20 protein-coding genes are annotated in these 26,076 nt (G+C 41.8%); 9 read left to right on the top strand and 11 right to left on the bottom strand.

Annotated features, from left to right (window positions below):
- Positions 1 to 52: 52 nt before the first annotated feature.
- The gene (gene gabT / locus DC077_RS03465) at positions 53 to 1,354 is read left to right on the top strand and encodes a 4-aminobutyrate--2-oxoglutarate transaminase (RefSeq protein ID WP_420809997.1); all 1,302 of its coding nucleotides are present in this window, start codon (positions 53 to 55) and stop codon (positions 1,352 to 1,354) included.
- A 310-nt stretch (positions 1,355 to 1,664) separates the two neighbouring features.
- Positions 1,665 to 3,056 (top strand): NAD-dependent succinate-semialdehyde dehydrogenase, encoded by a 1,392-nt coding sequence (locus DC077_RS03460; protein WP_109200887.1) that lies wholly within the window; start codon positions 1,665 to 1,667, stop codon positions 3,054 to 3,056.
- 213 nt (positions 3,057 to 3,269) lie between these two features.
- On the opposite strand, the gene ypfJ is transcribed toward DC077_RS03460, so the two are convergent.
- Both ypfJ and DC077_RS03450 read right to left on the bottom strand, forming a co-directional pair.
- Positions 3,270 to 4,157: a KPN_02809 family neutral zinc metallopeptidase gene (gene ypfJ, locus DC077_RS03455; RefSeq protein ID WP_109200888.1), complete on the bottom strand. Its 888-nt coding sequence runs from the start codon at positions 4,155 to 4,157 to the stop codon at positions 3,270 to 3,272.
- Positions 4,158 to 4,308: 151 nt separating this feature from the next.
- Entirely contained in the window at positions 4,309 to 6,903 is a 2,595-nt protein-coding gene (locus tag DC077_RS03450; RefSeq protein ID WP_162297634.1) for a YadA-like family protein, read from the bottom strand.
- 689 nt (positions 6,904 to 7,592) lie between these two features.
- Between DC077_RS03450 and recG the strand changes: the two genes are divergently transcribed.
- Positions 7,593 to 9,644, top strand: a complete 2,052-nt coding sequence (recG, locus tag DC077_RS03445; protein ID WP_109200890.1) for an ATP-dependent DNA helicase RecG — start codon at positions 7,593 to 7,595, stop codon at positions 9,642 to 9,644.
- 103 nt (positions 9,645 to 9,747) lie between these two features.
- On the opposite strand, the gene DC077_RS03440 is transcribed toward recG, so the two are convergent.
- Positions 9,748 to 10,566, bottom strand: a complete 819-nt coding sequence (locus tag DC077_RS03440) for a D-glutamate cyclase family protein (RefSeq protein ID WP_109200891.1) — start codon at positions 10,564 to 10,566, stop codon at positions 9,748 to 9,750.
- Between the two features lie 531 nt (positions 10,567 to 11,097).
- Here DC077_RS03440 and DC077_RS03435 point away from each other — a divergent pair.
- Positions 11,098 to 11,883 (top strand): ion channel, encoded by a 786-nt coding sequence (locus tag DC077_RS03435; protein ID WP_192874912.1) that lies wholly within the window; start codon positions 11,098 to 11,100, stop codon positions 11,881 to 11,883.
- A 506-nt stretch (positions 11,884 to 12,389) separates the two neighbouring features.
- Positions 12,390 to 13,538, top strand: coding sequence for an L-threonine dehydrogenase (gene yiaY, locus DC077_RS03430; protein WP_109200892.1), 1,149 nt, complete (start codon positions 12,390 to 12,392; stop codon positions 13,536 to 13,538).
- 103 nt (positions 13,539 to 13,641) lie between these two features.
- Here yiaY and DC077_RS03425 read toward each other — a convergent pair whose 3' ends face one another.
- The gene (locus DC077_RS03425) at positions 13,642 to 14,748 is read right to left on the bottom strand and encodes a glycerol dehydrogenase (protein ID WP_109200893.1); all 1,107 of its coding nucleotides are present in this window, start codon (positions 14,746 to 14,748) and stop codon (positions 13,642 to 13,644) included.
- Positions 14,749 to 14,892: 144 nt separating this feature from the next.
- On the bottom strand, positions 14,893 to 15,813 hold the full coding sequence (locus tag DC077_RS03420) for a Dyp-type peroxidase (protein WP_109200894.1): 921 nt from the start codon (positions 15,811 to 15,813) through the stop codon (positions 14,893 to 14,895).
- A gap of 328 nt (positions 15,814 to 16,141) precedes the next feature.
- On the opposite strand from DC077_RS03420, the gene DC077_RS03415 reads away from it, so the two are divergent.
- From DC077_RS03415 to DC077_RS03400, 4 genes are all read left to right on the top strand, one after another.
- Complete coding sequence (locus DC077_RS03415) at positions 16,142 to 16,606, top strand: NUDIX hydrolase (protein ID WP_109200895.1); 465 nt, start codon at positions 16,142 to 16,144, stop codon at positions 16,604 to 16,606.
- A 239-nt stretch (positions 16,607 to 16,845) separates the two neighbouring features.
- On the top strand, positions 16,846 to 17,505 hold the full coding sequence (locus DC077_RS03410; protein WP_109200896.1) for an alpha/beta hydrolase: 660 nt from the start codon (positions 16,846 to 16,848) through the stop codon (positions 17,503 to 17,505).
- A 7-nt stretch (positions 17,506 to 17,512) separates the two neighbouring features.
- Positions 17,513 to 18,874, top strand: coding sequence for a CoA-disulfide reductase (locus tag DC077_RS03405; RefSeq protein ID WP_239990328.1), 1,362 nt, complete (start codon positions 17,513 to 17,515; stop codon positions 18,872 to 18,874).
- Positions 18,875 to 19,209: 335 nt separating this feature from the next.
- Positions 19,210 to 19,911, top strand: a complete 702-nt coding sequence (locus tag DC077_RS03400) for a FadR/GntR family transcriptional regulator (protein WP_157953475.1) — start codon at positions 19,210 to 19,212, stop codon at positions 19,909 to 19,911.
- Between the two features lie 189 nt (positions 19,912 to 20,100).
- Here the strand turns inward: DC077_RS03400 and DC077_RS03395 are convergent, their stop codons facing one another.
- From DC077_RS03395 to DC077_RS03370, 6 genes are all read right to left on the bottom strand, one after another.
- Positions 20,101 to 20,778, bottom strand: coding sequence for a LysE family transporter (locus tag DC077_RS03395; RefSeq protein WP_239990290.1), 678 nt, complete (start codon positions 20,776 to 20,778; stop codon positions 20,101 to 20,103).
- Positions 20,779 to 21,033: 255 nt separating this feature from the next.
- Positions 21,034 to 21,963 carry a Kdo hydroxylase KdoO gene (locus tag DC077_RS03390; RefSeq protein ID WP_109200899.1) on the bottom strand — a complete coding sequence of 310 codons (930 nt, stop codon included), beginning with the start codon at positions 21,961 to 21,963 and terminating at the stop codon, positions 21,034 to 21,036.
- A 62-nt stretch (positions 21,964 to 22,025) separates the two neighbouring features.
- Positions 22,026 to 23,273, bottom strand: coding sequence for an anhydro-N-acetylmuramic acid kinase AnmK (gene anmK / locus DC077_RS03385; protein WP_109200900.1), 1,248 nt, complete (start codon positions 23,271 to 23,273; stop codon positions 22,026 to 22,028).
- A complete protein-coding gene (gene murQ, locus DC077_RS03380) occupies positions 23,270 to 24,241 on the bottom strand; it encodes an N-acetylmuramic acid 6-phosphate etherase (RefSeq protein ID WP_109200901.1) in 972 nt (323 codons plus the stop codon). The genes anmK and murQ overlap by 4 nt, the downstream gene beginning before the upstream one ends.
- Positions 24,242 to 24,577: 336 nt before the next feature.
- Entirely contained in the window at positions 24,578 to 25,237 is a 660-nt protein-coding gene (locus DC077_RS03375) for an outer membrane protein (RefSeq protein WP_109200902.1), read from the bottom strand.
- Between the two features lie 233 nt (positions 25,238 to 25,470).
- Complete coding sequence (locus tag DC077_RS03370; protein ID WP_109200903.1) at positions 25,471 to 26,076, bottom strand: outer membrane protein; 606 nt, start codon at positions 26,074 to 26,076, stop codon at positions 25,471 to 25,473.

Raw genomic sequence — 26,076 nt, 5'->3', positions numbered from 1 at the left:
GAATCCTCAAACTCATTAATAAAAATTGGTTTTTAAAAACAGTCAAAAGGAGATAGAAATGTCTTATAACACCGAACAACTACAAAAAATGCGTCAGCAATATGTTGCAAGAGGCGTCAGCAATGGTAATCTCAATATCGCTAAAAGCGCAAAAAATGCAACGATCATCACAGAAAAGGGAGAAGAATTTATCGATTTTGCCGGAGCAATTGGTGTGATGAATGTTGGCCATAGCCATCCTAAAGTTATTGCTGCAATTAAAGCGCAACTCGATCATTTTACCCACCCGGGCTTTAACGTCATGATGTATCAAAGTTACTTAGAGGTTTGTAAGCGCCTTTGTGAAATAACCGCAGGAGATCATGATAAGAAAGCGATTCTCTTTAATACCGGTGCTGAAGCTGTCGAAAATGCTGTAAAAATTGCTAGAAAATTTACCGGTAGAACAGGCGTTGTCGCTTTTAATAGAGCCTTCCATGGCCGAACAAATCTCACCATGGGAATGACAAGTAAAGTGAAACCTTACAAAGTTGGTTTTGGGCCTTTTGCTTCTGAAATCTATCAAGCGCCTTTTCCTTACCTTTATCAGCGCCCAGCACACATGAATGAAGAGGAGTATATCGACTATACCATTCATCGCTTCGATCAGTTTTTTAAGGCCACTGCATCACCTGAAACGATTGCTTGTCTCGTAATGGAGCCTGTTCAAGGAGAGGGCGGTTTTATCATTCCCCCTAAACGCTTTGTTGAACATGTGTACCATTTCTGTCAGAAAAATGGCATCATTTTCGTTGCAGATGAGATTCAGACCGGCTTTTCTAGAACCGGGAAACTCTTTGCTATGGAGAACTTTGACATTGTTCCTGATCTTATGACCACTTCAAAATCCTTAGCGGCGGGAGTTCCGTTAAGTGCTGTTGTTGGACGAGCAGAGATTGTCAATGCCCCTAATCCTGGTGAATTGGGCGGAACATTTTCAGGAAGCCCACTCGCATGTGCCGCTGCACTTGCGGTAATGGAGATTGTTGAAGAAGAGAATCTTAACGAAAAAGCAGAAGCTTTAGGTCAAAAACTAGAGGAGTATCTCACTGAACAACAGAGTAAACACCCTTACATTGGTGATATTCGTCGCTTAGGGGCAATGGTCGCGGCAGAAATTGTCCAATCCCCTGAGAGCAGAGTTCCAGATGCAGAAAAAACAAACGCTATTACAAAATATGCCAATGATCATGGATTGCTCCTTCTTTCAGCTGGCATCAATAGTAATGTGATCCGTTTCTTAGCACCCTTAACGATTACAGATTCTGAGCTTGAGAGAGGATTAACCATTTTGACAGAAGCGTTCAATCAATAGTTAAAACGCATAATGAGTGATAAGGTGATAGTGAGGATAGTGAGAATATTGAAGCTATTTTTAAAGCTTGAAAAGATTAATCTCAATCTCACTATCATCTTGATGAAAGAATATTACTAAACCAGGTTACTGAGCCAGGCTACTGAATCATTTCTCTAAATCTATCCTTCATATAATTTAAATTTAAAGTAACACAAGTATAAAGTAGCATCAGTGACTCTGAATACTCGTGATACATTGTTTTCTCAATAGAATCATTATCAGTACGATGCCATAGACCCAGGGGTCTATTATCAAAACAGGAGCAGTTATGAGCAATACAATTGATGTTAGAAATCCAGCGACAGGGGAGCTGATTGCCACCATCCCTGCAGATAGTCAAGAGAGCATTAATGCTAAACTCAAAGCAGGATATGAAGCCTTTAAAACTTTCTCAAAGACAACCGCATATGAGCGAGCGACACTCTTAAATCGCTGGGCGGAACTGATTCTTGAACATCAAGAAGAACTTGCCGAGATCATGACTAAAGAAAATGGTAAGCCGCTTAAAGAGTCTCGAGGAGAAGCTGCCTATACCGCAAGCTATCTCACCTGGTTTGCTGAAGAGGCAAAACGGCTCTATGGGCGCACTATTCCCGCAAATAGCACTAATAAACGGCTTTTAGTCACACGTCAGGGCGTTGGCTTAGTGGCGGCGATTACCCCTTGGAACTTTCCGGCAGCGATGATGACACGGAAAGCAGGTCCGGCACTTGCTGCGGGTTGTACCTTTATTGTCAAGCCGGCAGAAGATACGCCCTTAACAATGATTCGTCTATTGGAACTAGCGCATGAAGCTGGCATTCCTAAGGATGTGATTCAGATCGTTAACGGTCGAGGAGCTGATGTAGGTCCACTCTTTACCAATAGCCCTTATGTTAGAAAGATCACTTTCACCGGATCAACGCCAGTTGGAAAACAGCTCATCAAAGAGAGTGCTGATACAGTTAAACATGTCTCTATGGAATTAGGTGGACATGCCCCCTTTATCGTCTGTGAAGATGCGGATATTGATTATGCGGTAACACAAGCGATTGCTTCAAAATTCCGTAATGCGGGACAAACCTGTGTTTGTGCTAACCGCTTTCTCGTCCATGAATCGGTGATTGACGAATTTAGTGAAAAATTTGCACAAGCTGCAAAAGCGCTCAAAGTAGGAAATGGCTTAGAAGAAGGGGTTGATGTGGGACCTGTCATCAATAAAAAAGGCTTTGATAAGATCACAGCACAAATTGAAGATGCAACAGCAAAAGGCGCCAAAATACTTGCCGGCGGGACAACCTTCTTTGATGATGAGAAGGGCTTCTACTTTGTTCATCCAACGGTTTTAAGCAATGTCACTCTAGAGATGAATATTATGCAGGAGGAGACCTTTGGTCCTGTTGCCCCTATTACGCCTTTTAAGAGTGATGCCGAAGCTGTTGAGATTGCCAATAGCACTCCATTTGGCCTTGCAGCTTACTTCTTCACCAATAACTATAAACGAGGAATCTACTTCCAAGAGCACCTCGACTTTGGTATTTTAGGGTGGAATGATGGTCTACCAAGCACAGCTCAAGCCCCCTTTGGAGGCATGAAAGAGAGCGGAATTGGGAGCGAAGGGGGAACTGAAGGAATCGAACCTTATCTCGAGACGAAATTTTTATCAATTGCCGGGCTCTAAATAAAAGAGATAAAACTAGAGTCTCTCTACCTATCACCATAAAAAATGGCGAGTCATTAAGGCTCGCCATTTTCTATTTTCAATATTGATGACAGTACCGATACCTCTTTGAAACAATTATTACAATCTACTAGTAATCTACTAGCAATTTACTAGCAGTTCATTAGTAGCTTATTAATAAACTATTAATAAACCAGTAATAATAGATTCTATTTAACTTCCAGAAAAAGTATTACAGGCATTGATATCACCACTATTAAAGCCCCGCATAAACCAGGCTTGACGCTCTTTAGAGGTGCCATGAGTAAAGCTGTCGGGAACAACAACGCCATTCGCTTGCTTCTGTAAGCGATCATCACCGATCGCAGCTGCCGTTCGCATCGCTTTTTCTACATCGCCAACCTCTAAAAGATTTTGATCCTGTACCGATCGTCCCCAAATACCAGCAAAACAATCTGCCTGTAGCTCCATCTTGACCGATAAGCGATTAGCCTCAACTTTACTGACGCGTGCTTGCTCCTGACGAACAGCGGTTGAAATTCCTAGCAGATTTTGAACATGGTGCCCAACCTCATGAGCCACTACATAACCTTGAGCAAAATCACCGCCGCCCCCTAAACTTCTCTGCATATCATTATAGAAGCTTAGATCAAGATAGACCTTTTCATCGGCAGGGCAGTAAAAAGGCCCCATTGCCGCTTGCCCATAACCACATGCTGTACGGGTACTTCCGCTATAGATGACTAAAGTGGGCTCTCGATAGCGCATCCCTTGCTCTTTAAAGCGAGCCTTCCAGAGATCCTCTGTCTTTGCTAAAGCAACAGCGGTAAAATCAGCCATCCGTTGTTCAGCGGGCGATGCCTGAGGGACTCTCTCTGTTGAAGAATTTGAATGACTCTGCTCTATTCCCGGCATCTCTCCCTGTAATAGTGGCGTTAAATCAAAGCCAAAGTAGCCTGCGGCAATTACCACTGCCAAAACCGCTAAACCTGACTTTCCTTTAAGGGGCAATCCCATTCCCCCTCTTGCCACTGATCGTCCGCGCTTCTCTCCACGACGATCTTCAATATTTTGACTTCTTCGTTCATTTTCCCAACGCATCGCTAACTCTCTTGTTCTATTTTTCTGTGATCCATCAATAAAGATGGGGTAAGACGGAGTAATTATGCCGTTTTTTACCTCAATAAAAAAGCATCGCTGCACGGGTTAGATCTTACCTATGCAGCGATGCCCTATTAAGCGAGTCTGTTATCTAGAAATCGATCGCGAAACCGACGCCCACACCGGCTCTATTTTGCGTATCGTAAGAGCCTTGAATTTTAAATCGAGCATCGTGAGAGAGGTTAAAGATAACCCCCATCGATACCGCCGCCTCGCCATCATAAGAACCGACCCCCATACCAAAAGAGTGCTTACCGGAGGAGCTATAAGGGATAGCGCTCATCGCAATTGCACTAGAGATCCCGGCACTTGCAACTTTACGATTTTGTTGAACACTCTGTTCAAGGTGCGAAAGTCGATTATTATAATGATTCAAAGTATTATTAATATGCTTAATTTGATTGCTATTTGCCGCCACTTGTTGATTGGTCTTCCAAAGCTGACTGCCATTAATCGCATCTTGCGATCCCTTTTCAACGAGGCCATTAGCAACACCAACAATTTTCCGATCACCAATATTCACCACAGTCTCTCGATTAATATCTTGATTCTCCGCAATAATGATCTGATTCTTGTCCCGATCTAAACTAAAGATTCCATGCTCTTGAATCTTATTATTAAGATAGGTCAGTGAGTCACCCACATTATTGAAGATCGCCTCATCACCAAAGCGATACTCCGGTGTTGAGACATATCCTTCTTTATCGATCGTAGCCCCACCACCAAAGATCTCGGCAATCGATTGATTAGAAGCATATAATTGCCCGCCATTAATGGCATCTTTCGAGTTCTCTTTCACTTGACCGCTATTAACGCCTGTTAAGGTCCGTCCATCTGCGCTATTAGAGATATCAAATGTATCGGCATCTTGACCTAAGTGATTATCCATCACCAATGTTTTTCGATCCTCTGAGAGCTGAATTAAACCTGCTTTACCCTCCGTAATATTACTTATATTACTCTCTATATTTGTCAGTCTATTTTCATGATTCTCGAGCTTTGTATTGTGCTGATCGAGACGATTTTCATGATTCTCAAGCTTCGTGCTGTGTTGATCGAGACGATTTTCATGATCGTCAAGACGCTCTGTCACATAACTAAAGCCATCATTCACACTTTTAATAGGGCGATCTGCTGCTAATGAATCTGTAAAATCAACACCTTTTAATACACCATTTTCAACATGAGCACCCCCACCAAAAGCATCGGCAATCCCTTCCAGATTTTGCTGATTAACCGTTGAGATATTTTCGATTCTTTGTTGAGTCTCAAAGAGTTGCGCACCATTAACAGCATCGCTTGAATCTTGAGCGATCGACCCTGCAGCAATGCCCGTTACAGTACGATCTTTATGGCTGTTGGAGAAATCAAAAATCATGGCATCCTTTGCTAACAGATTATCAATCACAATCCGATTGTGATCGAGTTTTACAAGCCCCGCTGTTCCTTGAGTAATATTGGCAATATCTGTGTGGTTCTGCTCAATTCGAAGGTCATGCTCTCCAAGCGTCTTCCCGACATATTGAAAGCCGGCTTCAACACCATCTTTAATGCGTCCCGCTTCCTCAAGCCCTAAAGCTTCAGAGTAATTCGGCTGCTTAAGCGTTCCGCCCGCATCAAAATTTGCCCCGGCACCAAAAGCTGTTTCAATTCCGGTGAGCTGCTTGCCGGTGCTTTCGATAATCCCTGTGATCTGATCCCCAATGTGCTTAATATCCTCCTCATTCACTGTGACGCGATCACCGAGATGTATGATCTTATCTCCATTTTCAGTCACGCGTTGATCGATATTGGTCATTTTGTTTTCATGATTTATCACGCGCTGATCAATATTTTTAACCGTTTCATTCGTTTGATGGAGCTGACTGCCATTGATAGCATCCGTTGAATGTTCTGAGATCTCCCCTTTCCCCACATTGACAAGCTTTCTCTTTAATAGCGTATTTCCAAAAGAAACCTCATCCTCTTTCTCTGCGATCGACATATTACCAAGAGCAATACTATTATTGCCGTTAGCACTTGCACCATAGCCTAAAGCCATAGAAGCGCCACCTAATGCCTTCGCTTGGAATCCGATTGCAGTTGCAAACATCTGTGTTGACTTTGCTTCTGTCCCTATTGCCGTTGAACCATACATCTCTGCCACACTTTGCGATCCGATACTCAAGCTGCTCCCTCCCTTTGCTTGAGAATCAGCACCGATCGCTATTGAAACATTACCATCCGCTCTTGAATTTGCACCAATAGCCAACGCATAGAAATGATTACTCTGAGCGTTATTACCGATACTAATAGATAACTTTTCCTGATCAATAACAATATCAGAGAAATTATCCTTCAAAATGGAACGAGAAGTTGAAAAGGAAAAAATACCCCCCTTTTTAACCTCTAAAAATGAAGCAAGTGGTTCCCCAATATACGGTAGTTGTGTAAGCGCTCTATCACCTCCCGCTTCACAATATAACGCTTGATCGATGGTTTCTTTCGTCTTTACTAACAAAGAGTCGTCACTCAATTCCTCCATCTGACGCAAACTGCTCGCTAATATCGGGCTACTATAACCTGATAGAGCCACTAAAAGAGAGAGACTTAAGAGAGAACGATTTAGTGAAAAATTCGCGCGATCATTCCCCATACCTTTACTAGCGAAAACATTTTTATTCCCTAATTTTAAGTTTTTCATCATTAAAACCCTCCTATTGAGTTTTTTCTTATAGATAAAAACTATAGGTATTTTTTTCAGAGGAAATGGATAAAAAAATAAAAATATTCTTAAAATCGGTATGATCTTCATCAATAAAACAGATAAAAATCTAGGAAAAACTGAGAGTTTTTCTCTCAAACCACTCTCAAAAAAATAGTAAAGAAAGCTCTATTAATGAGCCTCAAGAATAAGTTAAGCGTCTGTTTTACAATACTAAAAAGATCTCTTTAAAATATCTTTTCTATAAAATAAAAACTGAACTGAAGATTTCTAGAAAAATTAATAGAAATAATATTTTTTACATATCTATCCTAACCTTATAAGGTTTATATAAAAAAATGTTATATCTTAAAAAGAGTCATCTCTATAACAATGGACTAAAAGCTATAGCAGAAAACTAACAGTAAAAACGGCAATAAAATAATCAAAATAGAAGGTGCGTTCGATAGGAAAGAGATTCGCAAAATAGACAAAAGATGGCAAAATGGTTAGAGATTGACACTATGCTTACTTCAAGCGTCAATTGATACATTAATATTGGCTCATTACATTGGCTCACTGCATTCAGTTTTCAATTGGATTATTTTCAATTGAATTCCTTTCAACTCCATTTAACCCTATTAACCTCATTAACCTCATTTAATTACTTTGGTGATATTTAGAACATTACTGTGGAAACCCTAAAGAATAGACCCATTACAGCGCTAAAAGGGGTAGGTCCTAAAATGGCGGAAACATTAGAAAAGTTGAGAATCAAGAGTTATCTCGATCTCCTTTTCCATCTCCCTTTTCGCTATCAAGATCGTACTCGGATTACGCCGATTGCGCTGCTTCAACCTTCTCAAATCGCGATCATTGAAGGGGAGATCTTTAAGAAGGAGATCACCCATGGTAAACGACCAACGCTCCTTGTTTGGTTAAAAGATGAGAGTGGGGTCATTGCTGTTCGCTTCTTTAACTTCTACACCAATATGATTAAGCGCTTTGATGCCTTAAAAGTTTTACGCTGTTATGGGGAGGTCCGCTATGGACTCAATCGCTTAGAGATGAGCCATCCGGAGGTTCTCAATTTTGCAGAGAAAGATATTGAATTAGAAGAGCGAATGACGCCGATCTACTCATTAACTGCCGGCATTACACAAAAACAGATGCAAGCATTGATCAATAATCTTCTCGAAGAGTTACAAGATGAACATTTCCCGGCATTTTTAGAGAATCAAGAGACCAACTTAAAAGATGCTCTCTACTTTCTTCATAAACCCCCAACTGACGTTAATATTGAACGCCTTGAAAAGAAACAATATCCCGTTCAAGAGATTCTTGCGCTTGAAGAGATTGTTGCCCATCAAGTGGCTCTGAAAAAATCTCGTGATCGCTTCTTTCAAGAACGCGCCAACCCCATCTACCTCGATCATGCGGCACTTAACCACTTTAAGTCTAGCTTAGGATTTTCCTTAACAAATGCACAGAGTCGAGTCATAAGCGAAATTGAAAATGATATCCAATCCCACTCTCCCATGATGCGATTAGTTCAAGGAGATGTCGGCTCTGGTAAAACAGTTGTTGCGGCAAGTGCCCTGATCCATGCTGCTAAAGCGGGATTTCAGGCAGTCTTTATGGCACCCACAGAGCTATTAGCAGAACAACATGCGATCAACTTAGAAAAGTGGCTCACGCCACTTGGGATCAATACCACGCTCTTAACCGGAAAGTTAACAGAGAAACAGAAAAGAGAGCGCATCAAACAGATTGCATCAGGGGAGATCTCTGTCATTATTGGAACCCATGCACTCTTTCAAGAAAGCGTTAGTTATCATGCACTCAATCTTGTTGTGATTGATGAACAGCATCGCTTTGGTGTTGAACAGCGTTTAATGTTACAAAAAAAAGCACCAGAAGGCTTCACGCCACATCAACTGATGATGACAGCGACACCTATTCCACGAACGTTGGCGATGACACTCTATGCTGATCTCTCAAGCTCTGTCATTGATGAGTATCCGCCGAATCGAATTCCTATCACTACCTCCGTTATTAACGATAAAGCGCGGGATAAAGTGATCGAAAGAGTAAGAGCCCAATGCCAAGAGGGAACGCAGGTCTATTGGGTCTGTACACTTATTGAAGAGTCTGAACAACTCCCGGCAAAAGCCGCTGAAATGGCCTATGCTGATCTTTGTGAAAAACTACCCCATCTCCGAATCGGCCTTATTCATGGACGCTTAAAAAGTGCGGAGAAAGAGTCAGTTATGAATGCTTTTAAGGCTCATGAACTCGATATTTTGGTAGCAACAACCGTGATTGAAGTAGGGGTTGATGTTCCCAATGCTTCGATTATGATCATTGAAAATGCCGAGCGTCTTGGCCTATCACAACTTCATCAATTAAGAGGGCGAGTTGGTCGCGGATCGAAAGCCTCTTTCTGCCTCCTCCTTTACTCTCCCCCACTCTCCCATATGACGAGAGAACGACTGGAGATTATGCAACTTACCAATGATGGCTTTGAGATTGCAGAGAAAGATTTTGAGCTTCGAGGCGCAGGAGATATCTTCGGCACACGACAAACGGGTGAGTTTCAATTTAAGATGGCCGACCTCTTTTCCCATCAACATCTTATCGAAAAAGCAACATCGATCGCCGATAATGTGATCAAAGATGAATCGCTAAGCCAAAAACTGATTGAGCGCTGGATAGGTGAGAGTAATGAATTTATCTGGAGTTGATTTTTAAGAATCAAATATCAATATTAAAGCGGTGGAATCTTTTGCATAACCTTCTTACGTAGCCATTGGGGCATCCGATATGATGTCTATTCCATTCTTATCACTACTCCATCAAAGATGAGAGATCAGCACTTAAGATATCGGTAATAAAATCATGGCCCGGCGCTTGAGTAATTAAAAACTCACTTCGATTTCTAATTAAGGCTAATTTTGCTGTAATACTGCTCGCCCAAAAGACTGGCACCTCATCTTCCGCTAATAGGAGGGGAGAACCAAAGTCGGGAGTGCGAAGATCTTTAATGCCGATCAACTCTGGGTCACCAATATGAATTGGCGCGCCATGAATATCCTCTAAAAGACTCGTTACCTTCATTGTTTTAAGCAGATCTTTACGCTTAATCGGGCGCATACTCACCACTAATGGAGAACGGAGATTTCCACTTGGAACTGTCTTAATATTGGTAATAAAAAGAGGAACGTCATAGCCATCATCAACATGCCGTAACTGTACGCCGGCAAATTGTAAAACAGCCTCAAAGCTACGACTACACCCTAAAAGAAAACTGACAAGATCAGGCCGCCAATAGCGCTCTAAAGAATCTGCCTCGCCAATTAGCTCTCCTCGATCGTAGATTGAATAGCGAGAGATATCTCGCGTGATATCTGAGCCTGGCGCCGTTAAATGAAACTCTGTTGCGCCCGGATCAGAGACCTCTAATACCGGACAAGCCTTCGCATTTCGTTGCGTATAGACTAAAAAATCATACGCTTCACTCTTAGGAATAACAATTAATGTCGCCTTTGTATAACGAGTCGCCATCTTTGCAGTTGGCTCTCTTAACCTCCCTTCACGAATTAGCTCCCGCACCTTTTGGGGTAGTAATTGCTGAAGAACCTCACTATTATAATTATTATCCAACATATTTTTCCAATGACTTCGAAGTTAATCGCCTCAAAGATTATTCCAAATAAAATAGAAACTTACCTATTGAAACTTACCTATTGAAACTTACCTATTGAAACTTACTTATTGATATTTTAGAGATCCTACGCTCTGGCTAATCGCAGCCTCCTTTTTTGATACTCCATCAATTATTATAACAATGGTAATTTTTTTATTCCTTAATCTTTTACATTTATTGATAAAAGCAAATAAGCAAATAAGCAGATGATTGATTAAGTGCTATAAGTAAATGCTATAAGAATATTTTTCTATCGCCTATTCTTCTATCGCCAGCGATATCTTTCTTTATCTCTGCTTTATCTCTGCTTTATCTTCTCTTATCTCGATTAAAAATAATCATTTCCCCAAGAAATCACCTCACAAAAGACTCCCTTGCTCAATGAAAAAAGCTGTAAAAACATTTCACTAGAGAGAGCTTCAATCACTCTTTTCGTCTACAATAGGCAACATTGATGATACCTATCTAGAACGACCTTAAAGTGAACACCGATGAAAAAGCGACATTACGATTTTCGGCTCTATGCAAGAAAACTTCTCTATTTTGCAACGATTTTAGCCTCCCTCATTCTAATTGCTGATATCACCATTGTAGATCTTCCCAATATTCAGAAGAATCTTGATGTTGAACCAACGCGCCTTCAGTTTTGGATCTGTATCTACTTTATTATCGATTTTATTCTTCTGATGCTGATCGCCGAGGATAAGAGAGCTTACTTTAAAAAATACTTTATCCTTCTGCCACTTTCGATTCCCTATAGTAATCTTCTTGCTTACTACTCCATCGATCTCACCTCTGAAGCGGTCTACTTTTTAAAGTTTATCCCCATATTTAGAGGGGTCTTTGCGCTTATTCTTCTGATCAATCTGGTGATTAGTAACCGTATTACCGGTCTCTTTATCGCTTATCTTTCGATCTTTATCTCTATTACTTACATTCAAACCCTTGTCTTCTTCTTAACGGAATCCCCAGTCAATCCCGCGGTAAAAACCTATTATGATGTGCTCTGGTGGGCTTCTATGACGGTAACAACCCTCGGCTCTAATATTATTCCTGTCACAAGTATCGGCAAAGTGAGCACCGCGATTGTGGCAATTACCGGCATCACCATCTTCCCTATCTTTACCGTTTACATCACAACCATGATCCAAGACTGGAAGAGTAAGGAAAAAGAGAAAGAGCTTGCGAATAAAAATGCCGCACAACAAAATCATGGTGAAAGCTCGCAACAAACTGAAAGTTTAACCACAACTGCATCTACTAAATCCGCTAACTAATTGATAGAAAATATAAGAGATTACTATCAGCGATAGTGAGGGCTTTCCCTTAGGGAGAGCCCTCTTTTTGATCATTGATATAAAAAGTTATCAAAAAGCTACTTAGATCAGATTGTTGTTGAAAATAGTCCCAAAAAATCTCGTAAAGCATCATATAATGGGGAGAAAGAACATAAATTTATATCATATAATATTATCATTCTAACTATTGTAGGGAATATGCAAAGGCTAGATTTAAAGATAGATTTAAAGATAGATTCAAAGATAAATTTAATCAATCTATAAAGCCACGCTATCAAAATCACTTTACAGCATCATCTTGATCTTAATAGGGTCACTTTATAGCTCACTATTATTATCGAGATTGATATTTTATATTAAGCGTTCTCCCGGCAGTCAGTTAGAATGAGATAACGATTTCGATAGATCTCGAAAGGGATCTAATAAGTTTTTCTTTTCAGATGATCTGGTGCTTAATCTGCACTTTACAGACAAGGAGTCTAAATATGAGTAGTACTTTCTTTATGCCACCCGTAAATATTATTGGCGAAAATGCATTAGCAGATGCTGTTGCAACATTACAAGGCTACGGCTTTAAAAAAGGATTGATTGTTACCGATAAATTCCTTGCAACATCAGGTATGGCAGATGAAGTGATCAAACTTCTTAATAATGTCGATATCGAAGCGGTTGTTTTTGATGGAACGAATCCTAACCCAACAACAAAAAATGTGGCTGATGGTTTAGCGATCCTCAAAGAGAATGAGTGTGATTTTGTGATCTCGCTCGGCGGTGGATCTCCTCACGACTGTGCAAAAGGTATTGCTCTTTGTGCGACCAATGGTGACGATATCAGCGCATTTGAAGGTTTAGATAAGACTAAAAACCCACAATTGCCTATGGTTGCGATCAATACCACAGCAGGAACTGCAAGTGAAATGACCCGCTTCTGTATCATTACAGATGAAGAGCGCCACGTTAAAATGGCGATCGTTGATAAAAACTCAACACCTATTCTCTCTGTAAATGATCCTCATATGATGAAGGGAATGCCTAAGGGTTTAACGGCAGCAACAGGCATGGATGCGATGACGCATGCAGTTGAAGCTTATATCTCTACCGCTGCTAACCCTATTACCGACGCTTGTGCGCTTCAAGCAATTACCTTAATTGTTGAAAATCTACAAGCAGCTGTTGCAAACGGTGATGATATTAAAGCGCGTGACAATATGGCTTATGCTCAATTCCTCGCAGGAATGGCATTTAATAATGCTTCCTTAGGTTATGTCCATGCAATGGCACACCAATTAGGCGGAATGTATGACCTTCCCCATGGTGTTTGTAATGCCGTGTTACTCCCTCATGTTTTAGATTTCAATAAGAGTGCTGCCGCTGCGCGCCTAAAAGATGTTGCAAAGGCGATGCACATTGATGTTGCTAACATGAGCGATCAGGAAGCTGCCGATGCTGCAATTGCGAAGATTCGTGAGATTTCTGCAAGTATCGATATTCCTGCAAACTTAACACTTCTTAATGCAAAAGAGGAAGATATACCCCTACTTGCAAAAAATGCACTTCTTGATGTCTGCTCCGTAACAAATCCTGTCCAAGGAACACAGAACGATGTAGAGAATATCTTTAAAGCAGCTATGTAATAACGTAATGCATCTTTAGAGAAAGAAGAAGAGCGTTCAAATGAACGCTCTTTTTTATGATCTTATTGATGGATAAATCATTGATTCATCTAGCTTTATTCATCTAACTATTGAGCCAGGCACGACCTAAACGATCCGCCGTGATAATCGCCGCATAGACATCTTCTTCATTCACCTTAAAAGGCATATTATGAATTGTCTCCCCTTCGGCACAGCTCAGTTTTGCAGCCTCTTTAAGGCGCTCATGATAACGAGGGGCATCCTCTTGTAAGCCAAGCTCAGCCAATGTGACAGGTAGACCTACCGCAGTTGAGAAGGAGAGAACCTCTTCAAGCTCCTCAAGCGGACTATTCTCTAAAATAAGTTGTACAAGGACCCCAAAGGCGACCTTCTCTCCATGATATCGATCATGGCACTCCTCAATAACGGTCAATCCATTATGGATCGCATGACATGCCGCAAGACCGGCACTCTCAAAGCCTAAACCGCTTAAGAGTGTATTGGCTTCAACAATATCCTCCACCGCTTTAGTACTCACGCGATTTTCAACCGCAAACTTCGCTTTTAATCCTTCTTCTAGCAGTGTCTGGTAACAGAGCTCTGCCAGAGTTAATGCCGCTTTTGTTGTTAAACCACCCGCCATCGTTGTCTTTTGTGCATTAGTACATGCTCGAGCTTCAAAATAGGTTGCTAAAGCATCCCCCATCCCGGCAACAAAGAGACGAACGGGAGCATTGGCAATAATGGTTGTATCCATCACCACAACATCGGGATTTTTAGGATAGAGTAGGTAGCTCTCAAACTCCCCCTTTTCGGTATAGATCACCGATAATGCGCTCGTTGGCGCATCTGTTGAAGCAATAGTGGGAGCGATAACAATGGGTACTCCACCATAATAGGCTACTGCTTTTGCCGCATCTAAGGTCTTTCCTCCGCCCACACCAACGACAATATCTGCACCGCTTTGGGTAAAGAGCTCTCCGAGTCGCTTAATCTCATTTTGAGAACACTCTCCTTGAAACACCGCTTGATGATAGGCGACATCACTCTTTTGACAACTTGTTTTCAATGTTGATTCAACAAGACCAAAAACAAATTGATCCGCAATAAAGAAAGCTTTCTTACCAAGAGGCTTAATATATTCGGCAATTTCACGTAAAGCATTAGGACCTTGAACGTATTTACCGGGAGATTGCAATACTTTTAACATAGAGACTCCTTTGTTAAATGGGTTGAACGGTTACACCGTTAGAGGCATTGAGTGAACCTCTTATTCCACTTTAGCAGATCTACCTAATATTTATCCTTTCTCCATCAAAAAAGCGCCATCTAATCGATGACGCTTCTTAAAAAATTATGCCGCACCAATGGCTTCAAGCTGATCAAGCGATGGCGCATAGAGATAACTTCCGGTCACTGCATGGGTATAAGAGAGCATGCGATCGAAATGCTCATCTTCCTCCCCAAACATTCGCGCTAACATCTTCTCATAACGTGTTAATTCTGCACTATAAGCGAGGAAGTAGAGCCCTTTTTCGCCACTTGCATAACCATAAGGAAGGCTATGGCGTACAATCTCTAACTCTTCCCCATCTTCATCAATCACAACACGCTCTGTATGTGCGCCTACCGGCTTCTCATCATCATCCATCTCAATATCATCAACCTTAGTTCGACCAAAGATATTCTCCTGAGTTCTTAGATCAAAATGGTTGATCTGCTCTAAGGAGTGAACCCACTTTTGAGCAATCACATAACTACCGCCGGCATCGATCCCTTCATTAATCACAGCAACCTCGGTACGATCCTTCAATCCTTTAGGATTTTCCGTTCCATCAACAAATCCACCTAGGTCACGTGCTTCAAGCCACCTAAAGCCATGCACCTCTTCTTCGATGGTGATCAGATCTCCAAAAATTTTCACCAGATCTTGTGCGACTGAGAAGTTGATTCGATGGGAATGGGAGTTAATATGAACAAACATATCTCGCTGTGTTGCCTTAGCCATGCCGTAGCCGAGCTCTCTAAAATCGACCAATTCAGCAGCACTTTCACTCTCTTCAGAGAGTGCTCTCCAAGCATTTTTACCAAATGCAACAACGATCTGTAAACCTGATTTATCAAAACGACTGGTATACGATCTTTGACGCGCAAGTAGTCCGGCAATCGCATCTTTAATTGCATCGAGATCATCACTCTTAAAGTTAATCTCCATAAAAATCGCATGATCACGATTTTCAACAACTAATCCTTCTTGAAAATTTAGTTCACTCATTGCTGCTCCTTTTCCGTTATTGATCTATTGATTGCGGAGTGTCGATCGATTTTCCAAAGAGACTTCCTCTAAAACAATCGATTCTCATTCTATTCAAAGCACTGCTGTTACCACTACAATCATACCGCTTTTTCCCATTATCGCCTACACTCAGCTCAAAATAAGCGATCATTTGTCTAGAGTTTTTGCACCTTTTTCCCCCTTAACCGCGCCTGAAAGTAGCGTACAATAGTGATAAACCATTGTAACAATCACAAAGATAACCCGCTCTAACCCTTAGAGCGATCACCCTAAATGGTGTAAAACCACTATGGACGCTATGAACAATATGACAAATACCCCCACAGAAAAACTCTTTATCCTCGCTGCCGGCATTATGATCGACCCTAAAGGGCGCCTTCTTATTGTCAGAAAGAAAAACACCGAAAAATATATGCTGCCAGGCGGAAAAATTGAACCGCAAGAAACTCCTATTGAGGCCTTAATCCGAGAACTCAAAGAGGAGCTAGATGTTGAAATCCCTCTAGCGCTTGCAAACTTTATTACAACCTATGAAGCCCCTGCAGCAAATGAACCGGGATATCAGATTCGATCAAATCTCTTCTTTATTCTTCTCCCACAAGAGATTAAGGTTACAGCGGCAACAGAGATTGCTGAGGCGATCTGGATCACCCCACAAGAGATACCGAACTACAACTTCGCGCCGTTGATGACAAGCTTTGTGATCCCCACCTGGTTAGATCTGATCACAGAAGCCGGTGCCTCTTTAGGATTTGATCTCCATAATGCTTAAATATCCTCATCTGCTGCTTCTGCAGAAGGAAGCGATCAATGTTATGATCAAATTCAATACCTCATTTACTTATTTACTCATTTAATATCGTATTCAATCCTATTCACACCTCTCTCAATTTTAAAAAGTAGAGAATAAATAAAGATATTGAAATATTAGATAGTAAAACGATAGACGACTAGACGATTAGATGATCAATCAATGAGGAAATCAGAAATAGACTAAAAGAGGAGCTTTCCATGGATAAACCCATTATTCTTGACCCTAAACAATCTGCTGATTCCGCCGTAATTTGGCTACATGGTCTTGGCGCAACTAAAGAGGACTTTCTCCCCGTCGCCCAAATTTTGCAACGAGATGCACTCCCCCATACCCGCTTTATCTTACCCCAAGCGCCGGTTCGTCCCGTCACTTTAAATAATGGTTTTCCCATGCCCTCTTGGTATGACATTATTGCCCTAACCTCACCTCGTGAAATAAAGCTCTCTGAACTCGATGAATCGAGTCAATATATTATCTCACTGATTGAAGCTGAGATCGCAAAAGGAATTCCGCTCGAACGTATTATCCTTGCTGGCTTTTCACAAGGAGGCGCTGTCGTTCTTCATACCGCCTTTATCGCATATCCCCATAATGTCGGCGGAGTTATGGCACTCTCCACCTATAGCGCAACCTTTGATGAAGCCATTACGATCGATGAGAAGCGAAAGCAGATTCCAACCCTCCATCTTCATGGCTCTTTAGATCCCGTCGTTAAGATGGAATTAGGCCGAGCTGCGGAGCAATTTCTCAAAGCACAAGGAGTTGAGACACGCTGGCATGATTACCCTATGCAGCATGAAGTCATTAACGAAGAGTTACAAGATATCGCCAAATGGCTTATTGAACGTCTTGGTTAAGGAGGAGATGATGCAACAGAAGCTCAATATTGTCGTAATTGGTGGAATTGCTGCCGGGATGAGTGTTGCCGCAAAAGCAAAGCGGGAAAATCCTCATGCCAATATTACTGTTATCGAACGAGAGAACTATATCTCCTTTGGTGCTTGTGGCCTTCCCTACTATCTCGGAGGGCAATTTGATGACCCTCAAAGAATGTTTGCGCGAACGCCGGAAATGATCGAAAAAAGTGGGATTAACCTTCTGCTTGAATCTGAAGCAACAGCGGTTGATAGCCAACGCAAAATTGTTACCTATCGTGATAAAAATGGGGAGAGCCGAGAGATTGCCTTCGACCGCCTTATGATCGCAACAGGAGCACGAGCAAACCGACTCCCCTTTGATGGTATGGATGCGCCTAATCTCTATCTCCACACAAAACTACGAGATGCTGAAGCACTAAAATCGAAACTTGATCAATATCGATCGATTGCGATTATTGGCGGTGGCTTTATTGGCGTAGAAGTTGCAGATCAATTAGCATTATTGGGGAAAAAAGTGACCCTACTGCAAAGTGGTGACGCCATTATGCAAGGTCCTTTCGACCATGAATTCTCCAAATTAATGCAGCAAGCTTTAGAGAAAGAGGGAATTGATCTAAGGCTACAACAAAATGTCACCGGCTTTCAGCGTGAAGGTGAAAAAATTATTGCCGTAGAGACCGAGTCGGGAAAAATTGACGTTGATGCTGTTGTTGTCGCTATCGGCTTTCGTCCTAATACTGAGTTTCTCACCGATCCCAAATTAAAAAAACTTCCCAATGGGGCGATCTTAATCGATCAATTTGGGGAAACTTCTATCGAGGGAATCTTTAGTGCCGGCGATTGTGCCTCAATCTATCATCGTCAATTAGGGGATCGCTACATTCCTCTTGCCACCTATGCCAATAAGATGGGCCGCATTATCGGCAGTAATATTGTCCGTTCACAAGATCAATATATCGCCTTCCCCGGCGCTTTAGGCTCAAGTATGATCAAGGTGGGCCAATATGAAGCAGGAAGCACCGGACTTACGGAGAGTATGGCAAAGCGTTTAGAAGAATCAACAGATGTAAAATATAAAACTACTCTGATCAAAACAGCTAACCATACCGATTACTATCCAGGACAGGTGGAGCTTACTATCAAGCTGGTCTATCGAGAAGATAATCACCGCTTAGTGGGGGCACAGATCTTTGGGAAACGTGATGCAGCACTCCGCCTACATGCGCTCTCTGTTGCAATTCATGCCGAACTTTCGACAGAAGAGTTAGGATTTCTCGATCTCGGCTATGCACCTCCCTTTACCACCACTTGGGAAGCGATCAATATCGCAGCAAATACCGCTAAATAAATTCTTAAAGTATTTGAGAGAGTAATTTGAAAGAGTATTTGGGAGATTTTGAGGGAGTTTTGAGAGAGCTCTTAAAATAGAGTCTTTTAAGAATCTCTTCAATCTTCCATCTCGATCTGATAAGGGAGTCATCATTTATCAAAGCGACAATCAGGACAAGGGCATCATGAGGGTCAATATGATAAATAGATTGCTCCCTTAACGCTTTTATGTAAAAGTAAAACTAGATAACAAAAATAACCAGCACCTACTTCGGTAGCAGCAGAGTGACTGAAAACCCTATAAAAATGCTACCTTATCGATTATTCGATAACCAATATTTGGAGGAATGTGAGATGAAATTATCCGCTGTTGAACGCTTACCACATGAAGAAGTGATTCTCGATTTTATGGAGATGATTGAATCAGGCCAATTTCTGCCGGGAGAGATTTTACCGGCATTACCGGAGATTCAATCGAGCCTACAGAGATCTGAAGAGGATATCTTAAAAGCGATTGAGGTTCTTAAAGAGGAGGATATCTTCCTCGACCGTGAGGGGCTTCTCTTCTTAACAAGAAGTGATAAAGATCTTATTCTCAGTCGCCTAAAAAATAGTGTTCTCAATATTCATTCAGCGGCGATCGTTGATCTTCTTGAGATTCGAGAAGGCTTAGAGACAAGGGCTTTTGTTCTAGCAACAAAACGAGCAACGAATGATGATTTAAAGCATATTGAGGAGACTCTCATCGCTCTTGAAGAACGAATTAAGCTTCATAAGGCTGCCACTAAAGAGGATCTTCGCTTCCATCTTGCACTTATCAAGGCAAGTCATAACCCCACAATGGTAGAGATGATGGAGATTATCTTCAAACAACTCTTCGAATCGCTCAATGAGACAAGAACTAATGTCAGAAAGCTAGAAAATGTTGATCACTTTGTCGATGTTCATCGCGAGCTCTACAATGCTCTCTTAACACGAGATGCGGAGAAAGGGGTTGCCTTAATGAAGAATCATATCGAAGATACGATTAATCTCTATATGGCTGAATCGAAATAACCGGCGGTCGATCCTAACGGATCAATCTCGAGCAAATCCATTCCCATATATCATATTCAATATATCAATCTTGATACATATCTTGATATATCAAAAGAGGCTAGCGATCTAATCCCTAGCCTCTTTCTCTTCAAATCTTTCTCTTCAAATCTTTCTCTTCAAGTATTTTTCTTCAAAGTAAATATAGTCCTAGAGCAACATGGTACTCCCTTGATAGAGAAGATTGAGACCAAAGAGGAGAAAGAGAGCACCGGCAGTAGCATCAATATAAGCTCCTAACTTTTGATAGATCGCTTTCGGCTTGGGCAAAGAGAAGAGAATTGCCACTACTGCAAACCAGAGAAACGTCAAGATCACAACTAAAGCAAAGATCTCCACGCGCATAATATTGGAGATATTATCCCCAACAAAGAGAACAAAAACACTCCCGAAATAGATTAACGCTTTAGGGTTTGCAAGATTAGTTAACAATCCTTTAAAGAGAAATTGTACCCCTTTACGCTCATCTACAACACGAGCCATTACCTTCTCGGTCACATTATTGGCGATCCCCTGCTTCTGCTGATGTCGCGCTCTTAAACCGCTCTTTAAGAGCAGAAGACCTAAGTAACTAAGATAGCTACCACCGGCTAAATAGAGAGCTCCTTGAATCCAAGGAAATTGCTCTACTAAAAGATGCAGCCCCAATAGCGCAACAAGCGCCCAGACAGCAACACCAATAGTGACACCAAAAACTGCCATAAAGGCCTCTCTTCTAGAGTGGCTGACGGCAACTTGGGTAATTAAGAAAAAATCGGGACCAGGAGAGATCAGTGCAACTAACTGAATTCCCGCTAAAGTAAGCAATAGCATTGTTGCTTCATACATTGTCAAAACTCCCCTTATAACCCATCGCAAATAATCTTATAAATGATGATGCCGCATCTGTGATGGCATGCATCTACCCTGAGCGAATGATCGATAATCAAACGAGTATAATTCTACGATATCTCTCATAAAAATTGTGAAAATTTTAAAAAAGAAATAAAGAAGAGATAAAAAAGGCGAGATCTTTATCGCTCGCCCTTCCATTACACTTCTACCGAAGTGTTACATGATCGTTACATTATCATTACATTGTCATTATATTAATGGCTTATTCACCATCGCTTCTAAGACCTTTAAGGGTGATTTTTGAGGATCTACCATATCTTCAACATCTAACTGGAAAGTCTGCTCTAACATAAATTGTCCACTCATGGCAGCATGAGGCGTCTGATCTGAGAAGCAGATCCAAGTTGAACCCGGCATAAAGCTAATATCCCATTGAATGCCCTGATCTTGATAAGCTTGATCCTCTTTCATCAGATCATGAAATTGCAACATAATATGATCATAATGAGTTCGACGGCTTTTTGTAATCTGCAAGCGATCTAGAAGTGCAGCGCCGATCCGAGAGTAGGGTTTACTCTTAGGAAGAAGACGTTCAGCCAATTGAGGGAAAGGCTCTCCAACACGCCATTTACGGGGAATCCCATTAGGATTGATATTATTAAAGATCCGAATAATTCGACGGCCATGCAATGGTCTCGATGGAAATGCATCGACATGTAAACGACGATCATCTTTTCGAAAAGAGTGACTATCACTCCACTCATCGATCGCATTGAGTCGCAATGTATTCATTGGACTGTGGAGTTTCCCTCTATATTGAGGGATAAGATCTGTTAGAAGTTGGTAACTTGCTTCAGAATAACGTTTTAAAAGCCCTTCAATGGCGCTCTTTTCCTGCGCTGAAGCATTCTCAGCAATCCCTTTAATGCTTCCTTGATCTGCTTGATACATAATATTTTTACGTTTAGGACTCACTAAACGGGGATCTAAAAGCGCTTGTTCCTCTTCTGTTAAGACAAAAGGGAGTGAGGGGAAATAGAGCACCTGCCCATCTTCTAAGCAATTGACAATATTCTCATGATCACACTCTTCGGCACGCCATTCACTTACGCCTAGGACTAAAACAGGAGCCTCTTCACTCCCCTTTTTTGTTTCTAGTGTGTTATTCGTTATCGACATTGCTGACCTCCTACAGATAGGGCAAAAAAGAATGGTTATCAATTGGAGTATTGTAACATTAATTAATCTTGCTCTGGGAAGGGATTGGGACAAATTTGACCTAATACCACAGCTTGAGAGGCCCCTGTCGCTGTCGGTAAGTTCCCGATTCGACGCGCCTTTGTTAAATACCCTAAAAGAGCAAAAGCGATCGCCTCTTTGGCATCACTTGAAAAACCTAAATCTTCCTGTGTTAAGAGCGCTATTTGAGGAAGCGCGTCCTGAAGATATCTCATCAACGCTAAATTGTAGGCCCCTCCCCCCGCAACAATCACCTGATCGATCTGATAATAGGGAAAGATAAAGCGGCGGTAACTCTCCGCAATGGAGTAAGCGGTAAAGCGAGTTAAAGTATGGATAAGATCCTCCGGCGCATGATCCTTATAACGCTTAAGTAGTGGTAAAGTATATTGCGCGCCAAAATATTCCCGCCCTGTTGATTTGGGGGGCTGCTGCGCAATGTAAGGATCTCTCTGCAACTCCTCAAAGAGCGCTGGAATCAACTGCCCTTTTTGAGCGATCTCCCCATCTTGATCATATTCTCGCTGATAGAGAAGACGCATTGCATCATTGATCATCATATTCCCCGGGCCAGTATCAAAGGCGGTCACCTCTTCAATTCTTGCCCCTTTAGGGAGAAGGGTTACATTGCCGATCCCGCCAATATTTTGCAAAAGCCGATGATAATCGGGATGGCGATAGAGCAGATACTCCGTCATAGGGACTAGTGGCGCACCATCACCGCCGGCAACGATATCCATCATGCGGAAATTGAAGTAGACATCACAATGAAAATGGTATGCCAATGGGGAAGGGTCGCCGATCTGTAGAGTCGATGCCGTATAGCCCCTCTCCTTTGCAACCGACGGAGGAAGATGGTAGATGGTCTGTCCATGTGAAGCGATAAAATCTGGCTTTCCGGAAAATCCGACAAAAAGCGCCGGCTCAAAACGCCTCTTTACCGCAACCTCATCGAGGAGCTGTTGAACACTCTGCCGATAGATCTCCCCTAACGCCATATTGAGAGAGCAGATCTCTGCCACCGTAGAACTCTCATTGTGGCACTGCGTCTCGATCTTCTCCCGCAATTGTGGCGAATAAGGGCGCGATATAAAATGGAGTAGCTGGGATCTGACCCCATCACCGGCAGTGGCTGCATCCTCCTTATCCTGAGGAATCTCCTCGCTAATCTTCACTAAGGCGACATCAACACCATCAAGAGAGGTACCGGTCATCAAACCGACGGCAAAGGTATCTCGATTCTGCTTCATTCCATCTCCTTGGCGATCGCTTCTGCTAAAACAGCTCTGACCATTCCTTGATGTTTTGCCAATAATTGACGCGCCATCGGATAATCGACAGCAAGATGAGCCATCACAATAGCGCTTTTAACATGGTAATCTGCCGCCTCTAAAAGTTCCGTTGCTTGCTCATAATCGATCGCGGTGGCGGCAACCACCATCTGCCGAGCTCTCTCAATCAGCTTCTGATTAGTGGCTCGAAGATCGACCATCAAATTTTGGTAGACCTTACCTAACTTAATCATAGCGCCTGTTGAGAGCATATTGAGGACCATCTTCTGCGCAGATCCTGCTTTCATTCGGGTCGATCCCGTAATCACCTCTGGCCCGACAATCACTTCAATGGGATAATCGGCAATCTTTCCTATAGCACTCTCTGAAACACAAGCTAAAGAGATCGTCGCTGCCCCCAAACTACCGGCATATAGCAGAGCTGAGAGTGCATAAGGGGTGCGCCCTGAGGAGGCAATCGCACAGAGAATATCCTTTTTGGAGAGTCCAATTTTCGCCAGATCAGTCACTGCGGCATCCTCTTGATCCTCTGCCGCTTCTACAGGATGACGTAATGCACGATCCCCGCCGGCAATCAGTGCTAACACACTCTCCTCTCCGACACCAAAAGTGGGAAGACATTCTGAAGCATCTAAGACACCTAATCGCCCCGAAGTTCCGGCGCCAAGATAGATTAGCCGCCCCCCTTGACGCAGCCGAGGCACAATAGCATCAATCGCTGCCGCAATTTGATCTGTCGCCGCCTCGATAGCATCGATCACTCGCTGATCTTCACGATTGATCAGTTGCACCATCTCTAATGTCGATAAGGTATCGATCGCCATCGTGTGATGATTACGCTGCTCCGTCTCTAAGCTCCCTAAATTGATTCCTGAATTGATTCCTGAATTGATCTTAGCGTCACTCTCTTTCACTAATCGCTCCATCTTCATCTCCCATCGATAATCTATACCCTTTCTGCACATCATCTTCTCTGATCAGTATTTCTCTAAACCTCATCAAAGATTCTTCCTCTATTCTACCCCATCATGAGCAACAGTCTCCGCATCTTCTTCCGCTTCTGTAACCTCATGTTTCACAGAAATCCTACTACTTGATGGAGAATTGAGCGTAAAAGAATAGATGGTAGAAGCATCAACAATCAGAGAACAAGCATCAAAGATCAATCATCAGATAGCAAAAAGCCCTGAAACTAAGTTTCAAGGCTTCATCGAAAATCTGCAATAGATCCTCTTTCTATCTTAAGAGAGAGCACACACTAATTAGAATGTGTAACGAACCCCTAAGCTAAACTCATTACCACGCTGTTTAACTTTACCATTTACAGTCGTATCACCATCTTTGTAGCTGTGTGAAACTTTACCATAATCCATAAAACGGTATGAAAGATCAACGGCAACATTACTGTTTACCGCATAGCTAACACCAGCGCCCACCTGCCATGCAAAGTTACCTTTGCTCTTAGAGATGGAGACTTCATCATCAGATAAGCTATTTTTAAGGCGAGCATAACCGATACCTGCACCTACATATGGGGTAAATGCTGTACCGGTATTAAAATCGTAATAACCATTGAGCATTAATGCTTGTGATTTTGTCTCAGATTTAGAATCTTCATCTGATACTTTCACTTTACCATTCACTTTACCATTGTAACCATACTCAACTTCAGCACGAACATTGTTGTCGCCAGCAGGGAAGATCATACCGTAAGCTAAACGGAAACCGCCTACATTTTTGCTCTTTTTAATAGAACCTGAATCTTCACCATCGATATCTTTAATTTGACCCTCAAATTTGTTATTCACATGATTGAGAACTGCTTTTGCCGATAGATATTGGTCAAAATCTTGTGCTTGAGCAACTGTAAAACCGCTTGCTACTACAGCAGAAAGCACAGAGATGGTCAGTAGCTTTTTCATCTTTATCTCCTATATTTAAAGATCAGCTTTTGGAGCAAAATTATATCACTGCTTTTACCTTTTTTATCTCATTTTTTTTTATTCTCGCGCTATAAAAACCGCTTAATAAATTGTTTTTAAAGAATAAAAAAATCTTAAGCTCGTAAGGAACTTAAGATTTTTTATCACTTTTATAACCGATTTTTAGCTGAATTTTATCAATGAATGATCTATCAGCTAGAGGATTAATGAGATTAGAAGTTGTAACGAACCCCTAAGCTAAACTCATTACCACGCATTTTAGCTTTTCCTCTATTATCCTTATGATCTACTTTTCCGTAATCCATAAAACGATAAGCTAAATCGATATCAACATTGCTGTTAACAGCGTAGCTCACACCCGCACCCACCTGCCATGCAAAGTTACCTTTGCTCTTTGAGTATGAATCTTTTCCTTCAGGCGTAACGGTATTCTTCAATCTTGCATAACCAAGTCCTGCACCAACATAAGGGGTAACAGCTGTACCGGTATTGAAATCAAAGTAACCATTTAACATTACAGATTGAGATTTTGTCTCTGATTCTCTCTTATCTGCATTCACTTTTGCTTTACCGTTATAGCCGTATTCAATCTCTGCACGCACATTGTTATCAGCTGCTGGGAAGATCGCACCATAAGCTAAACGAAGACCTCCTACATTTTTACTCTTTTTCGTATCTTCATTATTGAGTTCAAACTTACTATTCACATGATTGAGAACCGCTTTTGCAGAGACATATTGTTGAAAGTCTTGCGCTTGTGCTACGGTTAAAGAAGTTGTAGCGGCTGCTAATACAGTAACTGCTAATAATTTTTTCAT

Source organism: Ignatzschineria cameli (genome assembly GCF_003121895.1).
Classification (GTDB): domain Bacteria; phylum Pseudomonadota; class Gammaproteobacteria; order Cardiobacteriales; family Wohlfahrtiimonadaceae; genus Ignatzschineria; species Ignatzschineria cameli.
The sequence above is the reverse complement of the archived record's forward strand: the minus strand, read 5'-3'. Positions and strand labels throughout refer to the sequence as shown.